Here is a 23937-nt window from a genome sequence, read left to right as displayed (position 1 = left end):
CGGACGCGTAACTTTGCTCGCGAACCGCAGCCGCTGAGGGAGCAGTCTTGGCACGGAACATCGGCAGCCGCTACACCACCCACCAGATCCTCGGGCGGGGCAGTGCCGGAACGGTGTGGCTCGGCGAGGGGCCCGAGGGTCCCGTCGCCGTCAAACTGCTGCGCGAGGACCTGGCGTCCGACCAGGAGCTCGTCGGCCGCTTCGTCCAGGAGCGCACCGCCCTGCTCGGCCTCGACCACCCCCGGGTGGTCAAGGTCCGCGACCTCGTCGTCGACGGCAACGACCTGGCCCTCGTCATGGACCTCGTGCGCGGCACCGACCTGCGTACCCGCCTCGACCGGGAACGGCGGCTCGCCCCCGAGGCCGCCGTCGCGATCACCGCGGACGTCGCCGACGCCCTCGCCGCCGCGCACGCCGCCGGCGTGGTCCACCGGGACGTCAAGCCGGAGAACATCCTGCTCGACATGGAGGGCCCGCTCGGTCCCGGCGGCGCCCACCCCGCCCTCCTCACCGACTTCGGCGTCGCCAAGCTGATCGACACCCCCGGCCGCACCAAGGCCACCCGGATCATCGGCACCCCCGACTACCTCGCCCCCGAGATCGTCGAAGGCCTCCCGCCGCGCGCCGCCGTCGACATCTACGCCCTCGCGACGGTCCTGTACGAGCTGCTCGCCGGCTTCACCCCCTTCGGCGGCGGCCACCCCGGCGCCGTCCTGCGCCGCCATGTCACCGAGACCGTCGTCCCGCTGCCCGGCATCCCCGAGGAGCTGTGGCAGCTGATCGCGCAGTGCCTCGCGAAGGCACCGGCCTCCCGGCTGCGCGCCTCCGAGCTGGCCGCCCGCCTCAAGGACGTCCTGCCGCTGCTCAAGGGCATGCCGCCGCTCGACGTCGACGAGCTGGACCCGGAGGAACCGGCGTCGGCGCCGGAACCGGAGCCGGAGGCGTACGCCACGGGTGCGGGCGGTGAGCCCGCCCCGCGCCGGGCGGCCGTCCCGCTCGTCCCCGGCGCCTCGGCCGACTCCAACCGCGACACCCACACCTCCATGCGGGTCCCGGCCCCCGACGAGCTCTCGGGCGGCCCCCTCGGCACCGCGAGGGCCCCGCGTCCGGCGGGCGCCCGCCGCCCCGGCTCGGCCCGCCACAAGGCGGAGGCGGTCCGCAAGCGCCGGATCACGCTGGCGGTCGCGGCGGTCGTCGTCGCCGGCGCGCTGGGCGGCGGCGGCTACCTGCTGGCCTCCGGGGACGCGGACACCCCGCCGCAGGACTCGAAGCAGTCCTCCGTCCCGTAGCCACCCCGGGGGCGCGGTCAAAGGTTCGGCTCCTTGCCAGGAGCCGTTACGCTGGACGCGTGGCAGTCGTCGATGTATCAGAAGAGCTGAAGTCCCTCTCCTCGACCATGGGGTCGATCGAGGCCGTCCTGGACCTCGAGAAGCTGAGGGCCGACATCGCCGTGCTCGAGGAGCAGGCCGCGGCCCCGTCCCTGTGGGACGACCCGGAGGCGGCGCAGAAGATCACGAGCAAGCTTTCGCACCTCCAGGCCGAGGTTCGCAAGGCCGAGACCCTGCGCGGGCGCATCGACGATCTCTCGGTGCTCTTCGAGCTCGCCGAGGAGATGGACGACGCGGACGCCCTCGCCGAGGCCGAGACGGAGCTGACCTCCGTCCGCAAGGCCCTCGACGAGATGGAGGTCCGCACCCTCCTCTCCGGCGAGTACGACGCGCGGGAGGCCCTGGTCAACATCCGCGCGGAGGCCGGCGGCGTCGACGCCTCCGACTTCGCCGAGCGGCTCCAGCGCATGTACCTGCGCTGGGCGGAGCGCCACGGCTACTCGACCGAGATCTACGAGACCTCGTACGCGGAGGAGGCCGGCATCAAGTCGACCACCTTCGTGGTGAAGGCCCCGTACGCGTACGGCACGCTCTCCGTCGAGCAGGGCACCCACCGCCTGGTCCGCATCTCGCCCTTCGACAACCAGGGCCGCCGCCAGACCTCCTTCGCCGGTGTCGAGATCCTGCCGGTCGTGGAGTCCTCCGACCACGTCGAGATCGACGAGTCGGAGCTGCGCATCGACGTCTACCGCGCCTCGGGCCCCGGCGGCCAGGGCGTCAACACGACCGACTCGGCCGTGCGCATCACGCACCTTCCGACCGGCATCGTGGTCTCCTGCCAGAACGAGCGCTCGCAGATCCAGAACAAGGCGAGCGCCATGAACGTCCTCCAGGCCAAGCTCCTCGAGCGCCAGCGCCAGGAGGAGCGGGCCAGGATGGACGCGCTGAAGGACAGCGGCAGCTCCTGGGGCAACCAGATGCGCTCGTACGTCCTCCACCCGTACCAGATGGTCAAGGACCTCCGCACGGAGTTCGAGGTCGGCAACCCGCAGGCCGTCCTGGACGGCGAGATCGACGGCTTCCTCGAGGCGGGCATCCGCTGGCGCAAGCAGCAGGACAAGTAACCCACGGCAGCACACCTTCGGGCCCCGCACCCTCCGGTGCGGGGCCCGTCGTCGTGCTGTCCCTCGTGCTGTCCGTCGTACTGTCCCTCGTGCTGTCCCGAGGCGCGCGCCGGGCCCGCGGATTCGCTGACGCAAGCGGAATCCGGGTGAGCGGGACGCTTTGTCGACAAGGGAACTGGTCTTGCGGGGCCCGGAGTTCGGGGTTTACGTCACAGTTGCATCGTCGCATGTGGGGCGCGCGGTGATCTTTCGGACATCGCACGCGCAACGACCTTGACGCCTCATCGGAAACTCGGAAGGGTGACGTACTGGCATGCGCATTTCCGGGGCGTGTGCGAGCGGGGGCAGGCCCAGTCGTGAGCCGCCTCTGCCGCTGCCCCGAGCGCTGCCCCATGACGAGTTGAGCTACTGGGGGTAGCAGCCAGATGACCAAGCAGATGCGAGTCCGTATCGCGCGCATCGCCGCCGGTGCGGTGATCGCAGCGGGTGCGTCGCTCACCGCGGCGGGTGCGGCGCAGGCCGTGGGCGCCTTCGGCGACGGACCGACCCCGACGCCCACGTGCCTTCCCGAGAGCGCCGGTTGTGAGACCACGCCTCCCGTGGAGACCACGCCTCCGGTGGAGACCACTCCGCCGGTCGAGACGACCCCTCCGGTCGAGACCACGCCTCCGGTGGAGACCACTCCGCCGGTCGAGACGACCCCTCCGGTGGAGACGACCCCGCCGGTGGAGACCACTCCGCCGGTCGAGACCACGCCGCCGGTGGAGACCACTCCGCCGGTAGAGACGACCGAGCCGGGCACGGGTGAGACCACCGAGCCGGGCACGGGCGAGACCACCGACCCCGGCACGGGCGAGACCACCGCGCCCGGCACCGGTGAGACCACCGACCCCGGTTCGACCGACTCGCCCGTCACCCCGGGTGACGACACCGACGGCGGTTCCACCGACTCCGGCGACCCGGGCACCTGCACCGTCGACCTCGACGGCGCCGAGTGCGTGGACACCGGCAACAGCAACACCGACACCAACAACGCCGGCTCGCAGCCCGTGCAGCAGGGCCAGGCGAAGGAGGAGCTCGCCGAGACCGGTGCGGCCGAGACCTCGTTCCTGGTCATCGGCGCCGCCACCATGATCGCCGGTGGCATCGGCTTCCGTATGCTGCCGCGTCTCGTCGCCGGTGGTCGCACCGCCGTCTGACCGCGATCCGTAACGGACAGCGCATGAAGAAGGGCCGGGGAACCCTCCCCGGCCCTTCCTCGTGCTTTCCGGCTCGTGTGGACGCCGCGCGGCCCGGCTAGGCCGTACGGACCGCAGCGAGCAGTGCCAGCGCGGCCAGCAGGGCGATCGCCAGCGCCAGCAGCATCGCGGGCGAGAGACCCTGCGGGGTCAGACGCTCCCGGTTCGCCCGGCAGACGCGGCAGCGGCCCTCGGTCACCGGGGCCGCGCAGTTGGCGCACACCAGTCGGTCGTAGGTCATGCGCTCTCCTCCTCCCGCACTGGGGGCTCATCAGGACAACGCCCGGTGGTACCCGGACGTTCCCCCTACCACTGTGCCAGCTCGACGGCGTTTCGGCGCGCCCCACCGGATCGTCCCCGTTCGGCCCGCGAGGGCGAAAAGGATAAAGTACGCAAGCCAGGACCGCGACTGCGCGGGGTCACCCCGTTCGCGTAAGGTCACGCACACCTACTCCCGGCCGACCGTGGTGCATCCGTGATCCGATTCGACAACGTCTCCAAGTCCTATCCGAAGCAGAACCGCCCCGCGCTCCGGGATGTCTCCCTGGAGATCGAGAAGGGGGAGTTCGTCTTCCTCGTCGGTTCCTCCGGCTCCGGTAAGTCGACTTTCCTGCGGCTGCTCCTCCGTGAGGAGCGCGCCAGTCAAGGCCAGGTGCACGTCCTCGGCAAGGACCTGGCCCGGCTGTCCAACTGGAAGGTGCCGCACATGCGGCGTCAACTCGGCACCGTCTTCCAGGACTTCCGCCTGCTGCCCAACAAGACCGTCGCCCAGAACGTGGCCTTCGCCCAGGAGGTCATCGGCAAGCCGCGCGGCGAGATCCGCAAGGCCGTGCCTCAGGTGCTCGACCTGGTCGGCCTCGGCGGCAAGGAGGACCGGATGCCGGGCGAGCTCTCCGGCGGTGAGCAGCAGCGCGTCGCCATCGCCCGTGCCTTCGTCAACCGCCCGATGCTGCTGATCGCCGACGAGCCCACCGGCAACCTCGACCCGCAGACCTCGGTCGGCATCATGAAGTTGCTCGACCGCATCAACAGGACAGGGACCACCGTCGTCATGGCGACCCACGACCAGAACATCGTCGACCAGATGCGCAAGCGCGTCATTGAGCTCGAGAACGGCCGCCTGGTCCGCGACCAGGCGCGCGGCGTCTACGGATACCAGCACTGAGCCTGTAGCGAGTAGGAGAAAGCAGACCCATGCGCGCTCAGTTCGTGCTCTCCGAGATCGGTGTCGGTCTCCGGCGCAATCTCACGATGACCTTCGCCGTCATCGTCTCCGTGGCCCTTTCGCTCGCCCTCTTCGGCGGCGCGCTGCTCATGCGCGAGCAGGTCAGCACGATGAAGGACTACTGGTACGACAAGGTCAACGTCTCCATCTACCTCTGCAACAAGGCCGACGCGTCGGCCGCGGCGGCCAAGTGCTCCAAGGGTGCGGTCACGGCCCAGCAGAAGGAGCAGATCGAGGCCGACCTGAAGAAGATGGACATCGTCGAGACCGTCTACTACGAGTCGGCCGACGAGGCGTACAAGCACTACAAGGAGGAGTACAGCGACACCGCCATCGCCTCCGTCATCACGCCGGACCAGATGCCGGAGTCGTTCCGGGTCAAGCTCAAGGATCCGGAGAAGTACAAGGTGGTCGCCACCGCCTTCGCGGGTCGCGAGGGCGTCGAGTCGGTGCAGGACCAGCGGAACATCCTGCAGAACCTCTTCGACCTGATGAACGGCATGAACATCGCCGCCCTCGGCGTCATGGGCCTGATGCTGGTCATCGCGCTGATGCTGATCGTCAACACCGTGCGCGTCTCGGCGTTCAGCCGCCGCCGTGAGACCGGCATCATGCGGCTCGTCGGCGCGTCCAGCTTCTACATCCAGATGCCGTTCATCATGGAGGCCGCGTTCGCCGGACTCCTGGGCGGCGCGGTCGCCTGTGTGCTGCTGCTCGTCGGCCGGTACTTCCTGATCGACCACGGCATCGCCCTCGCGGAGAAGATGCAGCTGGTCAACTTCATCGGCTGGGACGCGGTCTTCGCCAAGCTGCCGCTGGTGATCGCCATCGGGCTCCTCATGCCCGCCGTGGCTGCTTTCATCGCGTTGCGCAAGTACCTGAAGGTGTGAGAAGAGACCCCTGATGACGGATGGCGTCGTACGGCCAAAGCCCGTGCGGCGCCATCGTCTTGTCCTAGAGTGGGCGGCATGTCGGCCGACACCGAACACCTCTATATCCGGCCCCGCGGCTTACTCCGTGGGGCCGTTCTGACGTTGGTCTTCGCCGGGGTCCTCGCCACCGCCGCCGCCACCGGCTCCCTGCCCCGGCAGGACGCGGGAGGCGATCCCGCTGCCGCGTCCACGCGCGCGGGGCAGCGGCCCCCGGCCGACGCGCCCGTCGACCGCGCCGCCCTGAACCGCGCCGCCGCCTCGGCCATGGCCGACGGGAAGTCGGGCAAACAGGCAGCCGAGGAGTTCGTCAGCCGCAGCGGCGACCGCTGGGGGGCGGTGTACGACAAGAAGGAGTACGCCGAGTTCGAGCAGGCCCTCGACGGCGCCTACACGGGCGTCGGACTCTCCGCGGGCCGGGCCGGCGGGAACCGCGTCCGGGTCACCCGGGTGCAGTCCGGCGGCCCCGCCGAGCGGGCCGGGCTCCGGGCCGGGGACCGGCTCGTCTCCGTCGACGGACGCCCCGTCGACGGGCTCTCGGTCTCCGAGGTCGTCGCCCTGCTGCGCGGCGACGGAGTGCCCGGCTCGGTCGTCTCCCTCCGCGTCGAGCGCGGCCGCGCCGCCTGGACGCGGACCCTGCACCGGGCCCGGCTCGCCACGGACCCCGTCACCGTCCGCCGCCTGGACGACGGGACCCTGCTCATCCGGGTCGCCGCCTTCACCAAGGGCGCGGGCACGCGCGTGCGTGACGCGGTACGGGACGCCCCGGCCGGCGCCGGCGTCCTCCTGGACCTGCGGGGCAACGCGGGCGGCCTGGTCGCCGAGGCGGCGGTGGCCGCCTCCGCCTTCCTCGACGGCGGTCTGGTCGCCACGTACGACGTGGAGGGCGAGCAGCGGGCCGTGTACGCGGAGGGCGGCGGCGACACCGACCGGCCCCTGGTGGCGCTGATCGACGGGGGCACCATGAGCGCGGCCGAGCTGCTCACCGGCGCCCTCCAGGACCGGGGCCGGGCGGTCACGGTCGGTTCGCGCACCTTCGGCAAGGGCGCCGTCCAGATGCCGAGCGCCCTGCCGGACGGCTCCGTCGCCGAGCTGACCGTCGGCCACTACCGGACGCCGGCCGGGCACGCGGTGGACGGCCGGGGCATCACGCCCGACCTCGCGGCCGGGGAGCGGGCCGAGGAACGGGCGAAGACGGTATTGAGTGGCCTCGGAGGGGGCTCGTAGTGCGAAAATGACCGCACTATGGCAAAGGGACTCGTGAACGTGCAGGGCAAGCCTGCGAAGAAGAACCAGGACAAGGCGCCCGAGCGCAAGATCATCGCGCAGAACAAGAAGGCGCGCCACGACTACCACATCGTCGACACGTACGAGTGCGGTGTGGTCCTCATGGGCACCGAGGTGAAGTCGCTGCGGATGGGCCGCGCCTCGCTGGTCGACGGCTTCGTGCAGATCGACAACCACGAGGCGTGGCTGCACAACATCCATGTGCCCGAGTACATGCAGGGCAGCTGGACCAACCACTCGGCGAAGCGGAAGCGCAAGCTGCTGCTGCACCGCGAGGAGATCGACAAGCTGGAGTCGAAGTCCCAGGAGACGGGTCACACGATCGTGCCCCTGGCCCTGTACTTCCTCAACGGCCGGGTCAAGGTCGAGATCGCGCTCGCCAAGGGCAAGAAGGAGTTCGACAAGCGTCAGACCCTGCGTGAGAAGCAGGACACCCGCGAGACCAACCGGGCCATCGCGGCGGCCAAGCGCAGGGAGCGGGCGGCGAAGATCGCCTAGCGGCGCGGCCGCGGGTAATACGCTGGCGACAGCGGCCGTCGGTCACGTACGATGGGCCGTGCCCGCCTCGCAAGGGGCGTGCACCTTGAAAAATCAACATGGGGATGATCGGTTTCGACAGCGGATACCGATGCAGAGGAAGCGTGTCGAGGAAGCGGCAATGATCTCGTTAACCATATGTCGCAACCAATAATCGCCAACTCCAAGAGCGATAACTCCCGCTTCGCCCTCGCTGCCTAATTTTAGGTAACGACAAGAAGCCTCTGTGAGGAGCGTCAGCCCGGGGGTGGTCCCGACCCGGATCCTGGCGTCATTTAGGGATCTAAACCTCTCGGCCCGGTCACGGGGCTGAGGGGGAAATCAAACAGTGACTGAGCCCGTCGGAGACTTGTCCGCGTGATCTCCGGGGCTGAGAAACTCGTAGCGGACTGCACACGGAGAAGCTCTGTTTCCGTACCGTTGGACGCGGGTTCGATTCCCGCCATCTCCACCGAGCGTCCGAGGGGGTAGCCCCGCTCGGACACCTCATCCCATGTGGGCAGAGGCCCGGCAGTCGTCAGACTGCCGGGCCTCTGCCGTGCCTCGGGAAGTGGTAGCGGTCTTGAGGATCGCGGTCACGGGCCACGGCCTCCATCAGGCGCTGGGCGTTGGCGGGAGAGCGGAGCAGGTAGACGGTCTCCTGCCAGGAGTCGTAGTCGTCGGCCGACATGAGGACGGCGTCGCCGTTCTTGGAGGTGATGCGTACGGGGTCGTGATCGGTGTTGACGCGCTCGATCAGGGGGAACAGGGTCGCCCTGGCTTCGTCGGCACTTATGGACATGGCGTCCGCCCCCCCTGTGTGCCCTGATGGCCGGTACGAGTACCAGAATGTACTGGTCTAACGAGCGGAGGGCCCGCAGTCGGCACGGTCGACGCGCAGGGCCAGCGTCAGGGCCAGGCTCGCCGCCGTGACCGGGATCAGGAAGCCGAAGGCGGGGAACGGGGCGTGGTCGGCGGCCCAGCCTCCGGTGGCGGAGCCGGCCGCGATGCCCCCGAGGAGGGCGGTCACGGCAAGGGTCATGCCTTCGTTGAGCTGGGACGCAGGGGTCATGCGCTGGACCATCCCCATGCCCGTCACCATCGTGGGAGCCGTCGCCATCCCCGCCACAAGCAGCCCGGCGGCGAGGGCGAGCAGCGAACCGGTCGAGGCGGCGAGCAGCGGCAGCGTCATCAGGACGCTCATCGCGGCCAGGCAGGAGCGCAGCCGGGCGGTGCGGCGGGCGCGGCCGTAGAGGAGACCCGCAGCGCAGGACCCGGCGGCCTGGAGGGCGAGGACGGGGCCGGCGAGAGGGCCGTCCACGTAGGCGAGGGTCACCACCTCCATGGAGCCGAAGACCGCCCCGGTGGCGAGGAAGACCGCGAGCAGGGGGACCATGCCGGGGACCCGCAGCGGGGAACCGGCGGTGGAGCGGGGCGCGACCGGCGGTTCGGTGGCGCGCTGGGCGGTGAAGACCAGGACCCCGCCGAGGAAGAGGGTGGCGGCGACGAGGGTGCCCGCCTCGGGGAAGAGGGTCGAGCAGACGAGCGCGGCGACGACCGGGCCGAGCATGAAGCAGAGTTCGTCGACGGCCTGTTCGAAGGCGTTGGCGGTGTGGAGGGCGTCCCGGTCGCCCCGGAAGAGGTGGGCCCAGCGGGCCCGGGACATGCCGCCCGTGTTGGGGCTCGTGGCGGTGAGGGCCGCTGTGGCGAAGAGGGCCCAGACGGGCGCCCTCTGGTGGACGCAGAGCAGCAGGACCAGCTGGCCGAGGACCGCGTAGGCGGTGGCGGGGACCGCGATCCGCGCCTGGCCGCACCGGTCGACGAGCCGGGCGATCCAGGGGGCGGTGAGGGCCCCGGCGGCGGTGCCGGTGGCGGTGACGGCGCCGGCGAGCGCGTACGAGTCGTAGGCCGCGGCGATCATGATGACGGCGCTGACGCCGAACATGCCCACGGGCAGCCGGGCGATCAGATTGCCGGCGGTGAAGGCACGGGTGCCGGGTGCGGCGAAGAGCCGGAGGTAGGGGTTGCGGGGGAGGGGACCGGGGACGGGGGCGGGTTGTTCGTGGTGCGCGGAGGCCGAGGGCGGTCGTCCCTGGTCGCCGGGGGCGGCAGGTGGTCGTTCCTGGGGGCGGGGGGAGTGGAGGGCCTGGTGGCGTAGGGCGAGCGCCGGGCCCGCCGGGGTCGGGGGGAGCTCCGGGTGCGGCATGGGTCAAGGCTCGGGGAGCGGGCCGGGTGGGTCCAACACCTGTTCGGTGGCCATTCACGCGTCTGTGTTGTTGAATGCGGCGGTGCCCGCCACCTCTTCCCCGTACGACATCGACCCCCGTCTGCTGCGCGCCTTCACCGCCGTCGCCGAGGAGCTGCACTTCACCCGCGCCGCCGCCCGCCTCTACGTCGCCCAGCAGGCCCTCAGCCGCGACATCCGGCGCCTGGAGCGCGAGCTCGCCGCCGAGCTCTTCGTACGGACCACCCGGCAGGTCGCCCTCACCCCGGACGGGGAGCGCCTCCTCCCGTACGCCCGCCGGGTCCTCGCCGCCCACGACGAGCTGACCGAGGCCTTCCGCGCCGCACCCCGGCCCCTCCTCGTCGACCTCAACAGTCCGGGCCTCGTCCAGGAACGCGTCCTGCGCCGGGCTCGTGAACTCGCCCCGGAGCACGAGCTGATGGCCCGTTACGAGAGCGGGCTCACCGGCGCGGTGCGGGACATCCTCGCCGGACGGCTCGACGCCTCCTTCGGCCGGTACGGAGGGCTCGAAGCAGGGCTCCGGGCGCGGCTCGACTCCCAGTTCGTGCGGTACGAGCGGATGGCGGTGATCCTCCCCGAGGACCATCCGCTGGCCGGCCTGCCCGAGGTGCCGCTCGCGGGCCTCGCCGGGGAACGGGTCTACGCGGGCGCGGGGAACGACCGTACGCCCGAGTGGACCGACCTGGCCGCCCGGCTCTTCGCCGGGCGCGGCATCGAGGTCGCCCCGCCCGCGCCGCTCGCGGTCGGCCACGAGGAGTTCCGCCGCATCATGGCCAAACACCGCAACCCGGTGCTCGCCGTCGTCGACTTCCCGCCCATGCCGGGCTGCGTCCTGCGACCGCTCACCGACCCCGTACCCCTGTCGCCCGTGAGCCTGGTGTGGCGCAAGGGTCTGCGCCACCCCGGTCTCGACGCCCTGCGGGCCGCCGCCGCGGAGATCGGCGCGGCGGAGAGCTGGCTGAAACGCCCGCCCGGCTCCTGGCTGCCCGAGGCCGAGCCCGGCGTGGACCGGGCGGGACCGCAGGCGCTCACAGGAGCCTCCCGCGCCGGGTGAGAGCAAGGTTCCGCTCCCGTCACCTCTCGGCATCGGGCCGAAACGCGACCTCACTAGCCTCGCTGGCAGGTGGACCGGGGCTGTGGACGCCCCAGGACCCGACACCCGCGGAGGTACGACATGGGCGGCCGGTGGATCGAGCAGTGGGAGCCGGAGGACGAGACCTTCTGGCGCGAGAAGGGCGAGCGGATCGCCCGGCGGAACCTGATCTTCTCCGTGCTCTCCGAGCACATCGGGTTCTCCATCTGGAGCCTGTGGTCGGTCATGGTGCTCTTCATGGGGCCGCAGTACGGCGTCGACCCGGCCGGCAAGTTCTTCCTGATCGCGACCGCGACCTTCGTCGGCGGGCTGATCCGGATCCCGTACACCTTCGCCGTCGCCCGCTTCGGCGGTCGTAACTGGACCGTATTCAGCGCCCTGATGCTCCTGCTGCCCACGGGCCTCGCGTTCGCGGTGATGGAGCCCGGCACCTCGTACACCACGTTCGTCCTGGTGGCCGCGCTCACCGGTGTCGGCGGCGGCAACTTCGCCTCCTCGATGACCAACATCAACGCGTTCTTCCCGCTCCGCAGGAAGGGCTGGGCGCTCGGGCTCAACGCGGGCGGCGGCAACATCGGCGTCCCCGTCGTACAGCTCGTCGGCCTCCTCGTCATCGGCACCGCCGGCGCCGTGCACCCCCGGATCGTGCTCGGGGTCTACCTCCCGCTGATCGTGGTCGCCGCCGTGTGCGCCGCGCTCTTCATGGACAACCTCGCCCCCGTCAAGAACGACACCGGGGCCGCGAAGGAGGCCGTGCGGGCCCGCCACACCTGGATCATGGCCTTCCTCTACATCGGTTGCTTCGGCTCCTTCATCGGCTACAGCTTCGCCTTCGGACTCGTCCTCCAGACCCAGTTCGGACGCACCCCGCTCCAGGCCGCCTCGCTCACCTTCATCGGCCCGCTGCTCGGCTCGCTGATCCGGCCCGTCGGCGGATCCCTCGCCGACCGGCACGGCGGCGCCCGCATCACCCTGGGGACCTTCGCCGGGATGGCCGCCGCGACCGGGGTGGTGATCTACGCCTCCGTCGTCGAGTCGCTCGCCGTCTTCCTCGTCGGCTTCATCGCCCTCTTCGTCCTCAGCGGCCTCGGCAACGGCTCCACGTTCAAGATGATCCCGGCGATCTTCCTCGCCCAGGGGCACCGCAAGGGGCTCTCGGGAGACGCGGCGGAGGCGTACGGCCGGCGTCTCTCCGGCGCCGCCATGGGGCTCATCGGGGCGGTCGGCGCGCTCGGCGGACTCGGCATCAACCTCGCCTTCCGCCAGTCCTTCCAGACCGTCGGCAGCGGCACCGCCGCCTTCGTCGCCTTCCTGGTCTTCTACGCGGCCTGCATGGCCGTCACCTGGGCGGTATACCTTCGGCGCCCCACCGCGGTCCCCGAGACCGCCGAGGCCGTCACCGCGTCGGAGCCCCGGCCCGGCTACGCCGAGGTGTGATCTCCGGTGCCCGGCGCGGACCGTAACGACCAGGAAATACGGGCGAACCGAGTCTGTCACGCGTCGCCGTCAAGCTCTGGGCCCATGGACGAGCAAGAACACGGCCCCCTCGCCGGCTTCACCGTCGGCGTCACCGCGGCGCGGCGCGCGGACGAACTCATCGCGCTGCTGCGCCGGCGCGGCGCCGCCGTCGTCCACGGCCCCGCCCTGCGGATCGTGCCCCTCGCGGACGACACCGAACTCCTCGCCGCCACCAAGGAACTCCTCAGCCACGCCCCGGACGTCGTCGTCGCCACCACGGCGATCGGCTTCCGGGGCTGGGTCGAGGCGGCCGAGGGCTGGGGATGCGGCGAGGAACTCCTCGCCGTCCTGCGGGACACCGAACTCCTCGCCCGGGGCCCCAAGGTCAAGGGCGCCGTACGGGCCGCAGGACTCACCGAGTCCTGGTCGCCCGGCTCGGAATCCATGGCCGAGGTCCTCGACCGGCTCCTCGACGAGGGCGTCGCCGGGCGCCGGATCGCGCTCCAGCTGCACGGGGAGCCGCTGCCCGGCTTCGTGGAGGCGCTCAGCGCCGCCGGCGCGGAGGTCGTCGGCGTCCCCGTCTACCGCTGGATGCCCCCGGAGGACACCGCACCGCTCGACCGGCTCCTCGACGCGGCCCTCGCCGGCACCCTGGACGCCGTCACCTTCACCAGCGCCCCCGCGGCCGCCTCGCTGCTCTCCCGGGCCGAGGAGAAGGGCGTACGGGACGCACTCGTCGCCGCGCTGCGGCACGACGTGCTCGCGGTGTGCGTCGGGTCCGTGACGGCGCTGCCGCTCCAGGCCGAGGGCATCGACACGTACCAACCGGAGCGGTTCCGGCTCGGGCCGCTCGTCCAGCTCCTCTGCAAGGAGCTGCCCGGCCGCTCGCGGGTCCTGCCGGTGGCGGGGCACCGGGTGGAGGTCCGGGGCCACGCCGTCCTCGTCGACGGCGTCCTGCGGCCCGTCCCGCCCGCCGGAATGGCCCTCCTCGGGCTGCTCGCGCGCCGCCCCGGCTGGGTGGTCTCCCGGGCCGACCTGCTGCGGGCGCTGCCCGGGGCGGGCCGGGACGAGCACGCGGTGGAGACGGCGATGGCGCGCCTGCGGGCGGCGCTCGGGACACCGAAGCTGATCCAGACGGTGGTGAAGCGGGGGTACCGGCTGGCGCTGGATCCCTCCGCGGACGCGAAGTACGACGGCTGAGACCCCCTCGGGGGTCAGGGCCGGGTGGCTGCCTCGCTGTCCGGGTGGAGGGTGAAGACCTGGTCGAGTCCGACGATGTGCAGGATGCGAAGGGTGTGGGCGGGGACGCCGGCGAGGGCGATGTCCGCCCGGGCGGCGTGGGCGTGCGCGCGGGCGGCGAGCAGGGCGGTGATGCCGCTGGAGTCGCAGAACTCCATGCCCGTCAGGTCCAGCACGAGTCGCTGGCCCGGCCGCAGGGTGACGGTGGCGAGCATGTCCCGCAGCCGGGTGGCGGTGGTGTAGTCGAGTTCGCCGACGACCTGGAGGACGGGTCCGGTCGTGGCGTCCCGGGTGGTGATGCTCAGCGGTGTCATGTCCGACTCTCGGTCGTAGGGACGCCGAGGGCGAGGAGCGCGGTGTCGTCGTCCAGGCCGTCGCCGAAGCCGTCCAGCAGGACGGTCAGGGCCTCGATGACCGCCTGGGGCGGTCTGCCCGCGTGGGGGGTGGCGAAGGCGCGCAGGGCGTCGTCTCCGTACAGATCGGTGCGGCCGGGGCCGGTGCGGGCTTCGGTGAGCCCGTCGGTGTAGAGCAGCAGGGTGTCACCGGGGCCCAGGGTGGTGGTCGCGGTGACGAAGGGCGCGGTGGGCAGGATGCCGACGAGGAGTCCGCCCGGCGTGGGCAGGAAGTCGGCGGTGCCGTCGCCCCTCAGGACGAGGGCCGACGGGTGGCCTCCCGAGGCTATGCGGACGGCGGCCCGCCCGGTGGCGGAATCGGGTTCCATGACGCCGACGATGGCCGTGCAGTACCGCGGGTCGCCGGCGCTGTAGCGCTCGTGGAGCGCGGTGTTGAGTGTCGTCAGCGCGGCCACCGGGTCGGGGTCGCGCAGGGCTGCGGTCCGCAGGGTGTAGCGGGCCAGTGAGGTGACCGCGGCGGCCTGGGGGCCCTTGCCGCACACGTCTCCCAGGAAGAAGGCGAAGCGTCCGTCGCCGAGGGGGATGACGTCGTAGAAGTCGCCGCCCAGCCGGTCGGGGGAGGCCGTGCGGTAGTGGGCGGCCGTCTCCACCCCCGGGATCCGCGGCAGGGTGTCGGGCAGCAGCGATGCCTGGAGTACGGCGAGGGCGTCCTGCAGCCGGGCGCGGTCGGCCTCCGCCTCCCGGCGGGCCTGTTCGGCGGCCTTCCGGGCCCGCAGGAGCTCCACTTCGTAGGCGCGGCGGTCGCGGGCGTCGAAGACGGTGGTGCGGATCAGAAGCGGCTCGCCGGATTCGCCGTACTTGAGCGCGGAGGAGATCAGCACCGGCAGGCGGCCGCCGTCGGCCTGCCTCATCTCCAGGGCGATGCCGCCGATCTCGCCCCGCATGCGCAGCAGCGGCGCGAAGTGGGTTTCGTGGTACAGCCTGCCGCCCACGGTCAGCAGGTCGGTGAAGCGCATGCGGCCGATCACCGCCTTCCGCTCCAGACCGAGCCAGCCCAGGAGCGTTCCGTTGATCTTCGCGATGGTGCCGTCGAGCAGCGTCGACAGGTAGCCGCACGGCGCGCTCTCGTACAGCTCCTCGGCGCTGTCCTCGAGGAGCGCGGTGAACGTGATGTCCGAGGACTCCTCGCCGCCGGTGCCGTAGGGGTCGGGCTGGTGCCCGGTGCGGCACATCACCGCAACCCCGCCAGGAAGCGGGTCATCGCGTCGTTGGTGGCCTCCGGCGCGGACAGGTGGGGGCAGTGGCCGGTCGCGTCCAGGGTGACCAGCGTGGAGCCGGGGATCGCCCGGTGGACGAAGGCGCCGACCTCCCGGGGGGCGATGACGTCCTGCGCGCAGTCCAGGATCAGCGTCGGCACCTCCACGCCCTTCAGGTCGTCCCGCGAGTCCGACAGGAACGTGGCCCGTGCGAAGACACGTGCCATGTCCGGGTCGGTGGCGCAGAAGCTGTCGGTCAGCTCCTCGCCGAGTTCGGGGCGGTCCGCGTTGCCCATGATCGCCGGAGCCATGGCCGCCGACCAGCCCAGGTAGTTCGACTCCAGGGACGTCAGCAGTTCGTCGATGTCCTCGGCGCCGAACCCGCCCCGGTAGCCCTCGTCGTCGAGGTAACGCGGCGAGGGGGCGACCATGATCAGCGCGCCTATCCGCTCCGGGACCATGCCGAGGGCCAGTACGCCGATCATCGCGCTGACCGAGTGCCCCACGAACACCGCGTCACGCAGGTCGAGCGCCTCGCACACCTCGGCCACGTCCCTGGCGTAGCCGTCCAGGGAGGCGTAGCGCTCCGCGGAGAAGGCGGACGCGTCCGAACGTCCCGAGCCGACGTAGTCGAACAGCACCACGCGGTGGTCCGGCGCCAGAGCGGGCACCGTCAGCCGCCACATGTTCTGATCACACCCGAACCCATGAGCCAGCACCACCGTGCGTCCCTCGGGGTTCCCGGTCACGGTGACGTTGTTCCTGCGCTCGATGTCCATACCTGCAGCCTCTCAGACTCCCGCCACCACTCCCACACGGCCATGAATCCCCGCAATCCGCCCGGCGCCTCCCTCTGCGCCCCGAGATCTGCCGCCGGGAGTCGATCGCGCCTGACACGGGGCTCCCGGTGGCGTACGCTCGACGGCTGCCCAGTGCACGTCAGAAGGGGGCCTTAGGTGGCCGCGCAGGAAGCCGTGGACACGGTCAGAGACCGTGAGATCGGTGTCGAGCAGGAACATCTGGATCACGTCTACCGCCGGCTGGAGGAGAAGATCCACGAAGCGGAGTTCCTGATGAACGACGCCGCCCAGCGGGGCCAGGTCGGCACGCCCGGCGCTCTCGCCGAGCGCGACGCCCAGGTCTTCCGGGCCGGCATCCACCTCAACCGGCTCAACAACGAGTTCGAGGACTTCCTCTTCGGCCGGATCGATCTGCTGTACGGCGAGGACGGCAAGAAGGGGCCCGACGGCGCCTACACCTCGATCGAGCCCGCCGAGGACGCCGTCCGCCCCGACAACACCGCCGACATCGGCGAGACCCTCCACATCGGCCGGATCGGCGTCCTCGACTCCGACTACGCGCCGCTGGTCATCGACTGGCGCGCGCCCGCCGCCGCGCCCTTCTACCGGTCCACCCCGGTGGACCCCGGCCGGGTCGTGCGCCGCCGGGTCATCCGCTCCAAGGGCCGCAAGGTCCTCGGCGTGGAGGACGACCTGATGCGCCCCGAGCTGCGGGCCACCCTCGACGGGCGCGAGCTGCCCGTGATCGGCGACGGCGCCCTGATGGCAGCCCTCGGCCAGGCCCGCAGCCACACCATGCGGGACATCGTCTCCTCCATCCAGGCGGAGCAGGACCTCGTCATCCGCGCGCCCGCCGCCTCCGTCACGTACGTGGAGGGCGGCCCCGGCACCGGCAAGACCGCCGTCGCCCTGCACCGGGCCGCGTACCTGCTCTACCAGGACCGGCGGCGGTACGCGGGAGGCATTCTCATCGTCTCCCCGACCCCGCTCCTCGTCTCGTACACCGAGGGTGTCCTGCCCTCCCTCGGCGAGGAGGGCCAGGTCGCGATCAGGGCCGTCGGCTCGCTGGTGGACGGCGTCGAGGCCACCGCCTACGACGAGCCCGCCGTCGCCCGGATCAAGGGCTCCTCCCGGATGCTCCACGTGCTGCGCAAGGCGGCCCGCGGAGCCCTGGAGAACCCGGCGCCCAGGAGACCGCAGGGCCAGCTCGCCCTGGGCGAGGAGGAGCGCACCGGGACGCCCGACCGGCTCCGTGTCGTCGCCTTCGGCCGCCGCCTGGAGCTGGAGTCCGACGAGCTGCGGCGCATCCGCCACAACGTCCTCGGCGGCACCGCCCCCGTCAACCTGCTCCGCCCCCGCGCCCGCAGGCTGCTCCTCGACGCGCTGTACGCCAAGTCCGGCGCCGTCGGCCGGCACAGCGACCCCGAGCTCGCCGCCGAGCTGCGCTCCTCCTTCGACGAGGACGTCTCCACCGAGGACTCCTTCCTCTCCTTCCTCGACGCCTGGTGGCCGGAGCTCACCCCGCGCGGGGTCCTCGACGCGATGGCCGACGAGCGGCGGCTCGGCCGCTGGGCCCGCCGCATCCTCAACCAGGGCGAGGTGCGGCGGCTGGCCCGCTCGCTGCGCCGCCGGGAGCTGTCCGTCCACGACGTGGCCCTCCTCGACGAGCTGGGCACGCTCCTGGGCGCCCCCGCCCGGCCGAGGAAGCGCCGGGAGTACGACCCGCTGGACCAGCTCACGGGCCTGGAGGAGCTGATGCCCGAACGGGAGGAGACGCAGCGCGAGCGGGCCGAGCGGCTCGCGGCCGAGCGCACCGAGTACGCGCACGTGATCGTCGACGAGGCGCAGGACCTCACGCCCATGCAGTGGCGGATGGTCGGGCGGCGCGGCCGGCACGCGACCTGGACGGTCGTCGGCGACCCGGCGCAGTCCTCCTGGTCGGACCCGGACGAGGCCGGGGAGGCCCGCGACGAGGCCCTCGGCTCCCGTCCGCGGCGCCGCTTCGAGCTGACCGTGAACTACCGCAACCCGGCCGAGATCGCCGAGCTCGCCGCCAAGGTGCTCGCCCTCGCCATGCCGGGCAAGGAGTCGCCGCGCGCCGTCCGCTCCACGGGCGTCGAGCCCCGCTTCGTGGCCGTACCGGAGAAGGCCGATCTGGCCGAAACCGTACGGTCCGAGGCGCGGCTGCTCCTGGAGCGGGTGGAGGGCACCGTCGGTGTCGTCGTCGCCATGAACCGGCGCGCGGAGGCGGCCGGCTGGCTCGCCGAGCTGGGCGACCGCGTGGTGGCGCTCGGCTCCCTCGAGGCGAAGGGCCTGGAGTACGACGCCACGGTGGTCGTCTCGCCGGCGGAGATCGCGGACGAGTCCCCGGCCGGTCTGCGGGTGCTGTACGTGGCCCTCACCCGTGCGACGCAGCAGCTCACGGTGGTAGCGGGTGCGGGCGACATGCCGGACGGGGCGGGGGTGCCCGACCTGCTGCGGGACTGAGTCGCCAGGAGTCACCGGGGGCCGACCCGAGGCCGATTTCAGGTCAACCTGTGGCGCCTGAATCACTTGGCAGGGTGGTTTGTTAGCCTTGTGGTGGCACCGGCTCGATCCAAGCCCCCGGGCCCAACCTTCGTCCCCCAGAGGGACCACTTGCCGCGAGGCGAGCATGGCGGGTCGGTGCCACTTAGACGCTTTTGTTCTCGTACCTAGTCACGAAGTCGAGGTCCTCGTCGCCCCTGGTGACGGGGGCCTCTTCTGTTTCCCCATGGGTTCTCGTATGGTGGAAACTACTTTCCGAAAACAAAATGACCGCATTACCTGCTACCGGCAGGTAGGTGCGACCATCGGAGGGCGCCGCCGGGCAACCAGCCGGGGCGGCGTAGCAACGAAGCTCAGGGAAAGCAGAGGAACTCGGCCATGGCAACGGCGCCCAGCGTCTCGTACTCGATGACGGTCCGGCTGGAGGTTCCCGCGAGCGGAACCGCGGTCTCGCAGCTGACCACGGCGGTGGAGTCCCACGGCGGATCCGTCACCGGCCTCGACGTGACCGCCTCCGGCCACGAGAAGCTCCGCATCGACGTCACCATCGCCGCGACGTCCACCTCGCACGCCGACGAGATCGTCGAGCAGCTGCGCACCATCGAGGGCGTGACCCTCGGCAAGGTCTCCGACCGCACGTTCCTGATGCACCTCGGCGGCAAGATCGAGATGGCGTCCAAGCACCCCATCCGCAACCGTGACGACCTCTCCATGATCTACACCCCGGGCGTCGCCCGGGTCTGCATGGCGATCGCCGAGAACCCCGAGGACGCCCGCCGCCTCACCATCAAGCGCAACTCGGTCGCGGTCGTCACCGACGGCTCCGCCGTCCTCGGCCTCGGCAACATCGGCCCGATGGCCGCCCTGCCCGTCATGGAGGGCAAGGCGGCCCTCTTCAAGCGCTTCGCAGGCATCGACGCCTGGCCGATCTGCCTCGACACGCAGGACACCGACGAGATCGTCGCGATCGTCAAGGCCATCGCCCCCGGCTTCGCGGGCATCAACCTGGAGGACATCTCCGCGCCCCGCTGCTTCGAGATCGAGGCCCGGCTGCGCGAGGCCCTCGACATCCCCGTCTTCCACGACGACCAGCACGGCACCGCCATCGTCGTCCTCGCCGCCCTCACCAACGCCCTGCGCGTGGTGAACAAGAGCGTCGGTGACGTACGGGTCGTCATGTCCGGGGCCGGCGCCGCCGGTACGGCCATCCTGAAACTGCTGATCGCGGCGGGTGTCAAGCACGCCGTGGTCGCCGACATCCAGGGTGTCGTGCACGCGGGCCGCGAGGACCTCGTGGACGCTCCCGCGGACTCGCCGCTGCGCTGGATCGCCGACAACACCAACCCCGAGGGCGTCACCGGCACCCTCAGGGAGGCCGTCGTCGGCGCGGACGTCTTCATCGGCGTGTCGGCCCCGAACCTGCTCGGCGCGGAGGACGTCGCCGCCATGGCGGAGGGCGCGATCGTGTTCGCGCTCGCGAACCCCGACCCCGAGGTCGACCCGGCGGCCGCCCGGCAGACGGCCGCCGTCGTCGCCACCGGCCGCTCGGACTTCCCGAACCAGATCAACAACGTGCTGGTCTTCCCGGGTGTCTTCCGCGGCCTGCTCGACGCCCACTCGCGTACGGTCAACACGGAGATGATGCTCGCGGCCGCCACGGCCCTCGCGGACGTCGTCACCGAGGACGAGCTGAACCCGAACTACATCATCCCGTCCGTCTTCAACGACAAGGTGGCCGGCGCGGTCGCAGGAGCGGTGCGCAACGCGGCGAAGGCCGCGGGCGGCGGCTCGGCGGCGACCGGGCGCTGACGGCGCGTCGCGATTCGCGGAGCCGGAAACCCGCCTTTAGGGTGGCTTTTCGGCTCCGCTTCGTTTTCGCGGAGTCGACAGAACGTCACCACCACGGGGCTCTGGCGTTTTTCGTGTGACCCCAGGGGGTGCCGGATTGGCGTTCCCGCCGCTGGTGGGGGCAGGATGCGTGTTTGGGCGCGAGGGTCTGTCATTAGACCCGGGTCCGGGGACTGTCCGAAGGCCCTGGCAGCATCGGCTTCGCTGTACCCAATCACGCGGCTTCCGCCGCGTGGCACGCCTCACAGGCAAGAAGAACACGGGAGTAACAACATGAACCGCAGTGAGCTGGTGGCCGCCCTGGCCGACCGCGCCGAGGTGACCCGCAAGGACGCCGACGCCGTGCTGGCCGCGCTCGCCGAGACCGTCGGTGAGGTCGTCGCCAAGGGCGACGAGAAGGTCACCATCCCCGGCTTCCTGACCTTCGAGCGCACCCACCGTGCCGCTCGCACCGCTCGTAACCCGCAGACCGGCGACCCGATCGACATCCCGGCCGGCTACAGCGTGAAGGTCTCCGCGGGCTCGAAGCTCAAGGAAGCCGCCAAGGGCAAGTAAGGCAGCTTGTAGGCGCAGAAAGGGCGGCCACCCCGTTCAGGGGATGGCCGCCCTTTCTTGTGCGCTGTACGGGCCTGGGGCCCGTAAGGCGCTCGTACGGGCCCCAGGGGCCTGCCGCGGGCCCCTGCGCCTCCGTGCGGGCCCCGTGAGGCCCGCACGGGCGGCGCTCCGTGCGGGCCCCGTGAGGCCCGCACGGGCGGCGTGACGCCCTACACCAGCGCGCGGCCCGGGAGCTCGACCTTGGCGCCCAGCTCGACGAGCTTCTCCATGAAGTTCTCGTAGCCGCGGTTGATCAGCTCGATGCCGTGCACCCGGGAGGTGCCCTGGGCCGCGAGCGCCGCGATCAGGTACGAGAAGCCGCCGCGCAGGTCGGGGATGACCAGGTCGGCGCCCTGGAGCCGGGTCGGGCCGGACACGACCGCCGAGTGCAGGAAGTTCCGCTGGCCGAAGCGGCAGTCGGAGCCGCCCAGGCACTCGCGGTACAGCTGGATGTGCGCACCCATCTGGTTCAGCGCGGAGGTGAATCCGAGCCGCGACTCGTACACCGTCTCGTGGATGATGGAGAGGCCGGAGGCCTGCGTCAGGGCCACGACCAGCGGCTGCTGCCAGTCGGTCTGGAAGCCCGGGTGGACGTCCGTCTCCAGGTGGATGGCGTTGAGCGAGCCGCCCGGGTGCCAGAAGCGGATGCCCTCGTCGTCGATCTCGAAGGCGCCGCCGACCTTCCGGTACGTGTTGAGGAAGGTCATCATCGAGCGCTGCTGGGCGCCGCGCACGTAGATGTTGCCCTCGGTCGCCAGCGCGGCCGACGCCCAGGAGGCGGCCTCCAGGCGGTCCGGGAGCGCCCGGTGGGTGTAGCCGTCGAGGCGGTCGACACCGGTGATCCGGATGGTCCGGTCCGTGTCCATGGAGATGATCGCGCCCATTTTCTGCAGGACGCAGATCAGGTCCTCGATCTCGGGCTCCACCGCCGCGTTCGACAGCTCGGTGACGCCCTCGGCGAGGACGGCCGTCAGCAGCACCTGCTCGGTCGAGCCGACCGAGGGGTACGGCAGCCGGATCTTGCAGCCGCGGAGGCGCTGGGGGGCCTCCAGGTACTGCCCGTCCGCCCGCTTCTCGATGGTGGCACCGAACTGGCGCAGCACGTCGAAGTGGAAGTCGATGGGCCGACCGCCGATGTCGCAGCCGCCGAGGCCCGGGATGAAGGCGTGGCCGAGGCGGTGCAGCAACGGGCCGCAGAAGAGGATCGGGATGCGCGACGAGCCGGCGTGGGCATCGATGTCGGCGACGTTCGCGGATTCGACGTGCGTCGGGTCGAGGACGAGTTCGCCGGGTTCCTCACCCGGACGGACCGTCACGCCGTGCAGCTGGAGCAGTCCGCGGACGACGCGGACGTCACGGATGTCGGGAACGTTGCGCAGGCGGCTGGGGCCGCTGCCGAGCAGGGCGGCGACCATCGCCTTGGGCACGAGGTTCTTCGCGCCGCGGACGCGGATCTCGCCCTCCAGCGGGGTTCCGCCGTGGACAAGCAGGACATCGTCTGTGCCGGTCATGAATCTCGCGTTCCGGAGTGGGTCGGTCGGGTGGCCAGTGAAAAGGGTAAGGGGCCATGAGACCTCTCTTGGATGCCCCGGGGGGCCTGTCAGACGTAATGAATTCGGCACAACACCCTCTGTTCCCGTGATCTTGCGGAGCGTCACCGTCCGCTTCCTTCGCCAAGGCGCCCCCGGGCCGCCTCCCGGCCGCCGCGGTCACCGATCTGATCTGCGGCGCTCGTCGACTTCCCGCCATCCCGTCCCTCCGTCGCCCCGACAACCCCCGCGAACGTCGAAGATGCGGGATCATGTGCCGCATGACCGAGGTGTCCTCGCTCACAGGACGGCTGCTCGTCGCCACCCCCGCGCTCGCGGACCCGAATTTCGACCGCGCGGTGGTCCTGCTCCTCGACCACGACGACGAGGGCTCCCTCGGCGTGGTCCTCAACCGGCCGACGCCGGTGACCGTCGGCGACATCCTCGCCGGGTGGGCCGGGCTCGCCGGTGAACCCGGAGTCGTCTTCCAGGGCGGCCCCGTCTCGCTCGACGCGGCCCTCGGCGTCGCCGTGATCCCCGGCGACGAGGGCCCCCTCGGCTGGCGGCGCGTGCACGGGGCGATCGGCCTGGTCGACCTGGAGACCCCGCCCGAGCTGCTCGGACCGGCCCTCGGCTCGCTGCGGATCTTCGCGGGGTACGCGGGCTGGGGCCCCGGACAGCTGGAGTCAGAGCTCGGTGAGGGCGCCTGGTACGTGGTCGAGTCCGAGCCCGGCGACGTCTCCTCGCCGCGGCCCGAGACGCTCTGGCGGCAGGTGCTCCGCAGGCAGCGCGGGGAGCTCGCGATGATCGCCACGTACCCCGACGACCCGTCGCTCAACTGAGGGCCCCGGCTTTCAGTACCCTTGGCGCTTATGAGCACTCTCGAGCCCGAGCGCGGGTCAGGTACGGGAACCCTCGTCGAGCCGACGCCGCAGGTGTCCCACGGTGACGGGGACCACGAGCGCTACGCCCATTACGTCCAGAAGGACAAGATCATGGCGAGCGCCCTCGACGGGACGCCCGTCGTGGCGCTGTGCGGAAAGGTCTGGGTGCCGGGGCGCGACCCCAAGAAGTACCCGGTCTGTCCGATGTGCAAGGAGATCTACGAATCCATGGGCGCCGGCGGCGGCGACAAGGACAAGGGCAAGGGCGGCAAGGGCAAGTAGCAGGCGGCCGCCGGCGGTGTCCTGACGACGGGGACGGCCCCCGCCGCGCGTACTTCGGTACGTGCGGCGGGGGCCGTTCCCCGTTTCGGGCGCGCTTCCGTGTCTCCGGACCCGCGAAGTGGTCTCCCGCCCGTCGAGGGGCCTCCCGCCCGTCGAAGTGGTCGAGACCTCTTGTCGGCCCAC

General features: G+C 71.4%; 22 protein-coding genes and 1 other RNA gene. 16 read left to right on the top strand and 7 right to left on the bottom strand.

All coding sequences use genetic code 11. From position 1 onward, the window contains the following. Positions 1-47: 47 nt before the first annotated feature. From ABZ567_RS05355 to ABZ567_RS05345, 3 genes are all read left to right on the top strand, one after another. On the top strand, positions 48-1289 hold the full coding sequence (locus tag ABZ567_RS05355; protein ID WP_360784919.1) for a protein kinase: 1242 nt from the start codon (positions 48-50) through the stop codon (positions 1287-1289). A gap of 59 nt (positions 1290-1348) precedes the next feature. Then, the gene (prfB, locus tag ABZ567_RS05350) at positions 1349-2452 is read left to right on the top strand and encodes a peptide chain release factor 2 (protein WP_360784917.1); all 1104 of its coding nucleotides are present in this window, start codon (positions 1349-1351) and stop codon (positions 2450-2452) included. Positions 2453-2877: 425 nt separating this feature from the next. Then, on the top strand, positions 2878-3651 hold the full coding sequence (locus tag ABZ567_RS05345; protein ID WP_360784916.1) for an LPXTG cell wall anchor domain-containing protein: 774 nt from the start codon (positions 2878-2880) through the stop codon (positions 3649-3651). A gap of 97 nt (positions 3652-3748) precedes the next feature. Here the strand turns inward: ABZ567_RS05345 and ABZ567_RS05340 are convergent, their stop codons facing one another. Next, complete coding sequence (locus tag ABZ567_RS05340) at positions 3749-3931, bottom strand: hypothetical protein (RefSeq protein WP_360784915.1); 183 nt, start codon at positions 3929-3931, stop codon at positions 3749-3751. Positions 3932-4165: 234 nt separating this feature from the next. Between ABZ567_RS05340 and ftsE the strand changes: the two genes are divergently transcribed. From ftsE to ssrA, 5 genes are all read left to right on the top strand, one after another. Beyond that, positions 4166-4855, top strand: coding sequence for a cell division ATP-binding protein FtsE (gene ftsE / locus ABZ567_RS05335; RefSeq protein WP_360784913.1), 690 nt, complete (start codon positions 4166-4168; stop codon positions 4853-4855). Positions 4856-4884: 29 nt separating this feature from the next. Beyond that, positions 4885-5805: a permease-like cell division protein FtsX gene (gene ftsX / locus ABZ567_RS05330; RefSeq protein WP_360784912.1), complete on the top strand. Its 921-nt coding sequence runs from the start codon at positions 4885-4887 to the stop codon at positions 5803-5805. Positions 5806-5883: 78 nt separating this feature from the next. After that, on the top strand, positions 5884-7071 hold the full coding sequence (locus ABZ567_RS05325; protein WP_360784910.1) for a S41 family peptidase: 1188 nt from the start codon (positions 5884-5886) through the stop codon (positions 7069-7071). Positions 7072-7089: 18 nt separating this feature from the next. Beyond that, positions 7090-7629: an SsrA-binding protein SmpB gene (smpB, locus tag ABZ567_RS05320; RefSeq protein ID WP_360784908.1), complete on the top strand. Its 540-nt coding sequence runs from the start codon at positions 7090-7092 to the stop codon at positions 7627-7629. Positions 7630-7729: 100 nt separating this feature from the next. Continuing rightward, positions 7730-8122: a transfer-messenger RNA gene (gene ssrA / locus ABZ567_RS05315) on the top strand. A gap of 63 nt (positions 8123-8185) precedes the next feature. On the opposite strand, the gene ABZ567_RS05310 is transcribed toward ssrA, so the two are convergent. Next, entirely contained in the window at positions 8186-8449 is a 264-nt protein-coding gene (locus tag ABZ567_RS05310) for a type II toxin-antitoxin system Phd/YefM family antitoxin (protein ID WP_360784906.1), read from the bottom strand. Positions 8450-8506: 57 nt separating this feature from the next. Then, positions 8507-9853 (bottom strand): MFS transporter, encoded by a 1347-nt coding sequence (locus tag ABZ567_RS05305; protein WP_360784904.1) that lies wholly within the window; start codon positions 9851-9853, stop codon positions 8507-8509. A 46-nt stretch (positions 9854-9899) separates the two neighbouring features. Here ABZ567_RS05305 and ABZ567_RS05300 point away from each other — a divergent pair, with 46 nt between their 5' ends. The 3 genes from ABZ567_RS05300 (at position 9900) to ABZ567_RS05290 (ending at position 13643) form a co-directional block, all read left to right on the top strand. Further along, positions 9900-10946: a LysR family transcriptional regulator gene (locus ABZ567_RS05300; RefSeq protein WP_360784902.1), complete on the top strand. Its 1047-nt coding sequence runs from the start codon at positions 9900-9902 to the stop codon at positions 10944-10946. Between the two features lie 120 nt (positions 10947-11066). After that, a complete protein-coding gene (locus ABZ567_RS05295; protein WP_360784900.1) occupies positions 11067-12422 on the top strand; it encodes a nitrate/nitrite transporter in 1356 nt (451 codons plus the stop codon). Between the two features lie 84 nt (positions 12423-12506). Continuing rightward, complete coding sequence (locus ABZ567_RS05290; protein ID WP_360784898.1) at positions 12507-13643, top strand: uroporphyrinogen-III synthase; 1137 nt, start codon at positions 12507-12509, stop codon at positions 13641-13643. Positions 13644-13657: 14 nt separating this feature from the next. On the opposite strand, the gene ABZ567_RS05285 is transcribed toward ABZ567_RS05290, so the two are convergent. Genes ABZ567_RS05285 through ABZ567_RS05275 form a run of 3 tightly spaced genes read right to left on the bottom strand, consistent with a single transcriptional unit; the run spans position 13658 to position 16070 of the window. Next, complete coding sequence (locus ABZ567_RS05285; protein ID WP_360784896.1) at positions 13658-13996, bottom strand: STAS domain-containing protein; 339 nt, start codon at positions 13994-13996, stop codon at positions 13658-13660. Beyond that, on the bottom strand, positions 13993-15267 hold the full coding sequence (locus ABZ567_RS05280) for a SpoIIE family protein phosphatase (RefSeq protein ID WP_360784894.1): 1275 nt from the start codon (positions 15265-15267) through the stop codon (positions 13993-13995). The genes ABZ567_RS05285 and ABZ567_RS05280 overlap by 4 nt, the downstream gene beginning before the upstream one ends. Continuing rightward, positions 15267-16070, bottom strand: a complete 804-nt coding sequence (locus ABZ567_RS05275; RefSeq protein ID WP_360784892.1) for an alpha/beta hydrolase — start codon at positions 16068-16070, stop codon at positions 15267-15269. Before ABZ567_RS05275 ends, ABZ567_RS05280 begins: the two co-directional genes overlap by 1 nt. 177 nt (positions 16071-16247) lie before the next feature. Here ABZ567_RS05275 and ABZ567_RS05270 point away from each other — a divergent pair, with 177 nt between their 5' ends. The 3 genes from ABZ567_RS05270 to ABZ567_RS05260 all read left to right on the top strand — a co-directional run bounded on the left by ABZ567_RS05270 (position 16248) and on the right by ABZ567_RS05260 (position 21020). Beyond that, positions 16248-18578 carry a UvrD-helicase domain-containing protein gene (locus ABZ567_RS05270; RefSeq protein ID WP_360784890.1) on the top strand — a complete coding sequence of 777 codons (2331 nt, stop codon included), beginning with the start codon at positions 16248-16250 and terminating at the stop codon, positions 18576-18578. 417 nt (positions 18579-18995) lie between these two features. Next, positions 18996-20426, top strand: coding sequence for an NAD-dependent malic enzyme (locus ABZ567_RS05265; RefSeq protein WP_360784888.1), 1431 nt, complete (start codon positions 18996-18998; stop codon positions 20424-20426). 312 nt (positions 20427-20738) lie between these two features. Continuing rightward, positions 20739-21020, top strand: coding sequence for an HU family DNA-binding protein (locus ABZ567_RS05260; protein WP_015033921.1), 282 nt, complete (start codon positions 20739-20741; stop codon positions 21018-21020). A 209-nt stretch (positions 21021-21229) separates the two neighbouring features. Here ABZ567_RS05260 and murA read toward each other — a convergent pair whose 3' ends face one another. After that, positions 21230-22570, bottom strand: a complete 1341-nt coding sequence (gene murA, locus ABZ567_RS05255) for a UDP-N-acetylglucosamine 1-carboxyvinyltransferase (RefSeq protein ID WP_360784886.1) — start codon at positions 22568-22570, stop codon at positions 21230-21232. A gap of 299 nt (positions 22571-22869) precedes the next feature. On the opposite strand from murA, the gene ABZ567_RS05250 reads away from it, so the two are divergent. Further along, positions 22870-23430, top strand: coding sequence for a YqgE/AlgH family protein (locus tag ABZ567_RS05250; protein WP_360784884.1), 561 nt, complete (start codon positions 22870-22872; stop codon positions 23428-23430). A 30-nt stretch (positions 23431-23460) separates the two neighbouring features. Continuing rightward, a complete protein-coding gene (locus ABZ567_RS05245; protein WP_360784882.1) occupies positions 23461-23754 on the top strand; it encodes a DUF3039 domain-containing protein in 294 nt (97 codons plus the stop codon). Positions 23755-23937 lie beyond the last annotated feature (183 nt).

Source organism: Streptomyces sp. NPDC016459 (genome assembly GCF_040632845.1).
Taxonomy (GTDB): domain Bacteria; phylum Actinomycetota; class Actinomycetes; order Streptomycetales; family Streptomycetaceae; genus Streptomyces.
The sequence above is the reverse complement of the archived record's forward strand: the minus strand, read 5'-3'. Positions and strand labels throughout refer to the sequence as shown.

Coding starts and splice junctions, on each gene's coding strand:
- ABZ567_RS05345 (WP_360784916.1), top strand. CDS start 2,878: ATGACCAAGCAGATGCGAGTCCGTATCGCGCGCATCGCCGCCGGTGCG.
- ABZ567_RS05340 (WP_360784915.1), bottom strand. CDS start 3,931: ATGACCTACGACCGACTGGTGTGCGCCAACTGCGCGGCCCCGGTGACC.
- ftsX (WP_360784912.1), top strand. CDS start 4,885: ATGCGCGCTCAGTTCGTGCTCTCCGAGATCGGTGTCGGTCTCCGGCGC.
- ABZ567_RS05325 (WP_360784910.1), top strand. CDS start 5,884: ATGTCGGCCGACACCGAACACCTCTATATCCGGCCCCGCGGCTTACTC.
- smpB (WP_360784908.1), top strand. CDS start 7,090: ATGGCAAAGGGACTCGTGAACGTGCAGGGCAAGCCTGCGAAGAAGAAC.
- ABZ567_RS05310 (WP_360784906.1), bottom strand. CDS start 8,449: ATGTCCATAAGTGCCGACGAAGCCAGGGCGACCCTGTTCCCCCTGATC.
- ABZ567_RS05305 (WP_360784904.1), bottom strand. CDS start 9,853: ATGCCGCACCCGGAGCTCCCCCCGACCCCGGCGGGCCCGGCGCTCGCC.
- ABZ567_RS05295 (WP_360784900.1), top strand. CDS start 11,067: ATGGGCGGCCGGTGGATCGAGCAGTGGGAGCCGGAGGACGAGACCTTC.
- ABZ567_RS05290 (WP_360784898.1), top strand. CDS start 12,507: ATGGACGAGCAAGAACACGGCCCCCTCGCCGGCTTCACCGTCGGCGTC.
- ABZ567_RS05285 (WP_360784896.1), bottom strand. CDS start 13,996: ATGACACCGCTGAGCATCACCACCCGGGACGCCACGACCGGACCCGTC.
- ABZ567_RS05280 (WP_360784894.1), bottom strand. CDS start 15,267: ATGTGCCGCACCGGGCACCAGCCCGACCCCTACGGCACCGGCGGCGAG.
- ABZ567_RS05275 (WP_360784892.1), bottom strand. CDS start 16,070: ATGGACATCGAGCGCAGGAACAACGTCACCGTGACCGGGAACCCCGAG.
- ABZ567_RS05265 (WP_360784888.1), top strand. CDS start 18,996: ATGGCAACGGCGCCCAGCGTCTCGTACTCGATGACGGTCCGGCTGGAG.
- ABZ567_RS05260 (WP_015033921.1), top strand. CDS start 20,739: ATGAACCGCAGTGAGCTGGTGGCCGCCCTGGCCGACCGCGCCGAGGTG.
- murA (WP_360784886.1), bottom strand. CDS start 22,570: ATGACCGGCACAGACGATGTCCTGCTTGTCCACGGCGGAACCCCGCTG.
- ABZ567_RS05250 (WP_360784884.1), top strand. CDS start 22,870: ATGACCGAGGTGTCCTCGCTCACAGGACGGCTGCTCGTCGCCACCCCC.
- ABZ567_RS05245 (WP_360784882.1), top strand. CDS start 23,461: ATGAGCACTCTCGAGCCCGAGCGCGGGTCAGGTACGGGAACCCTCGTC.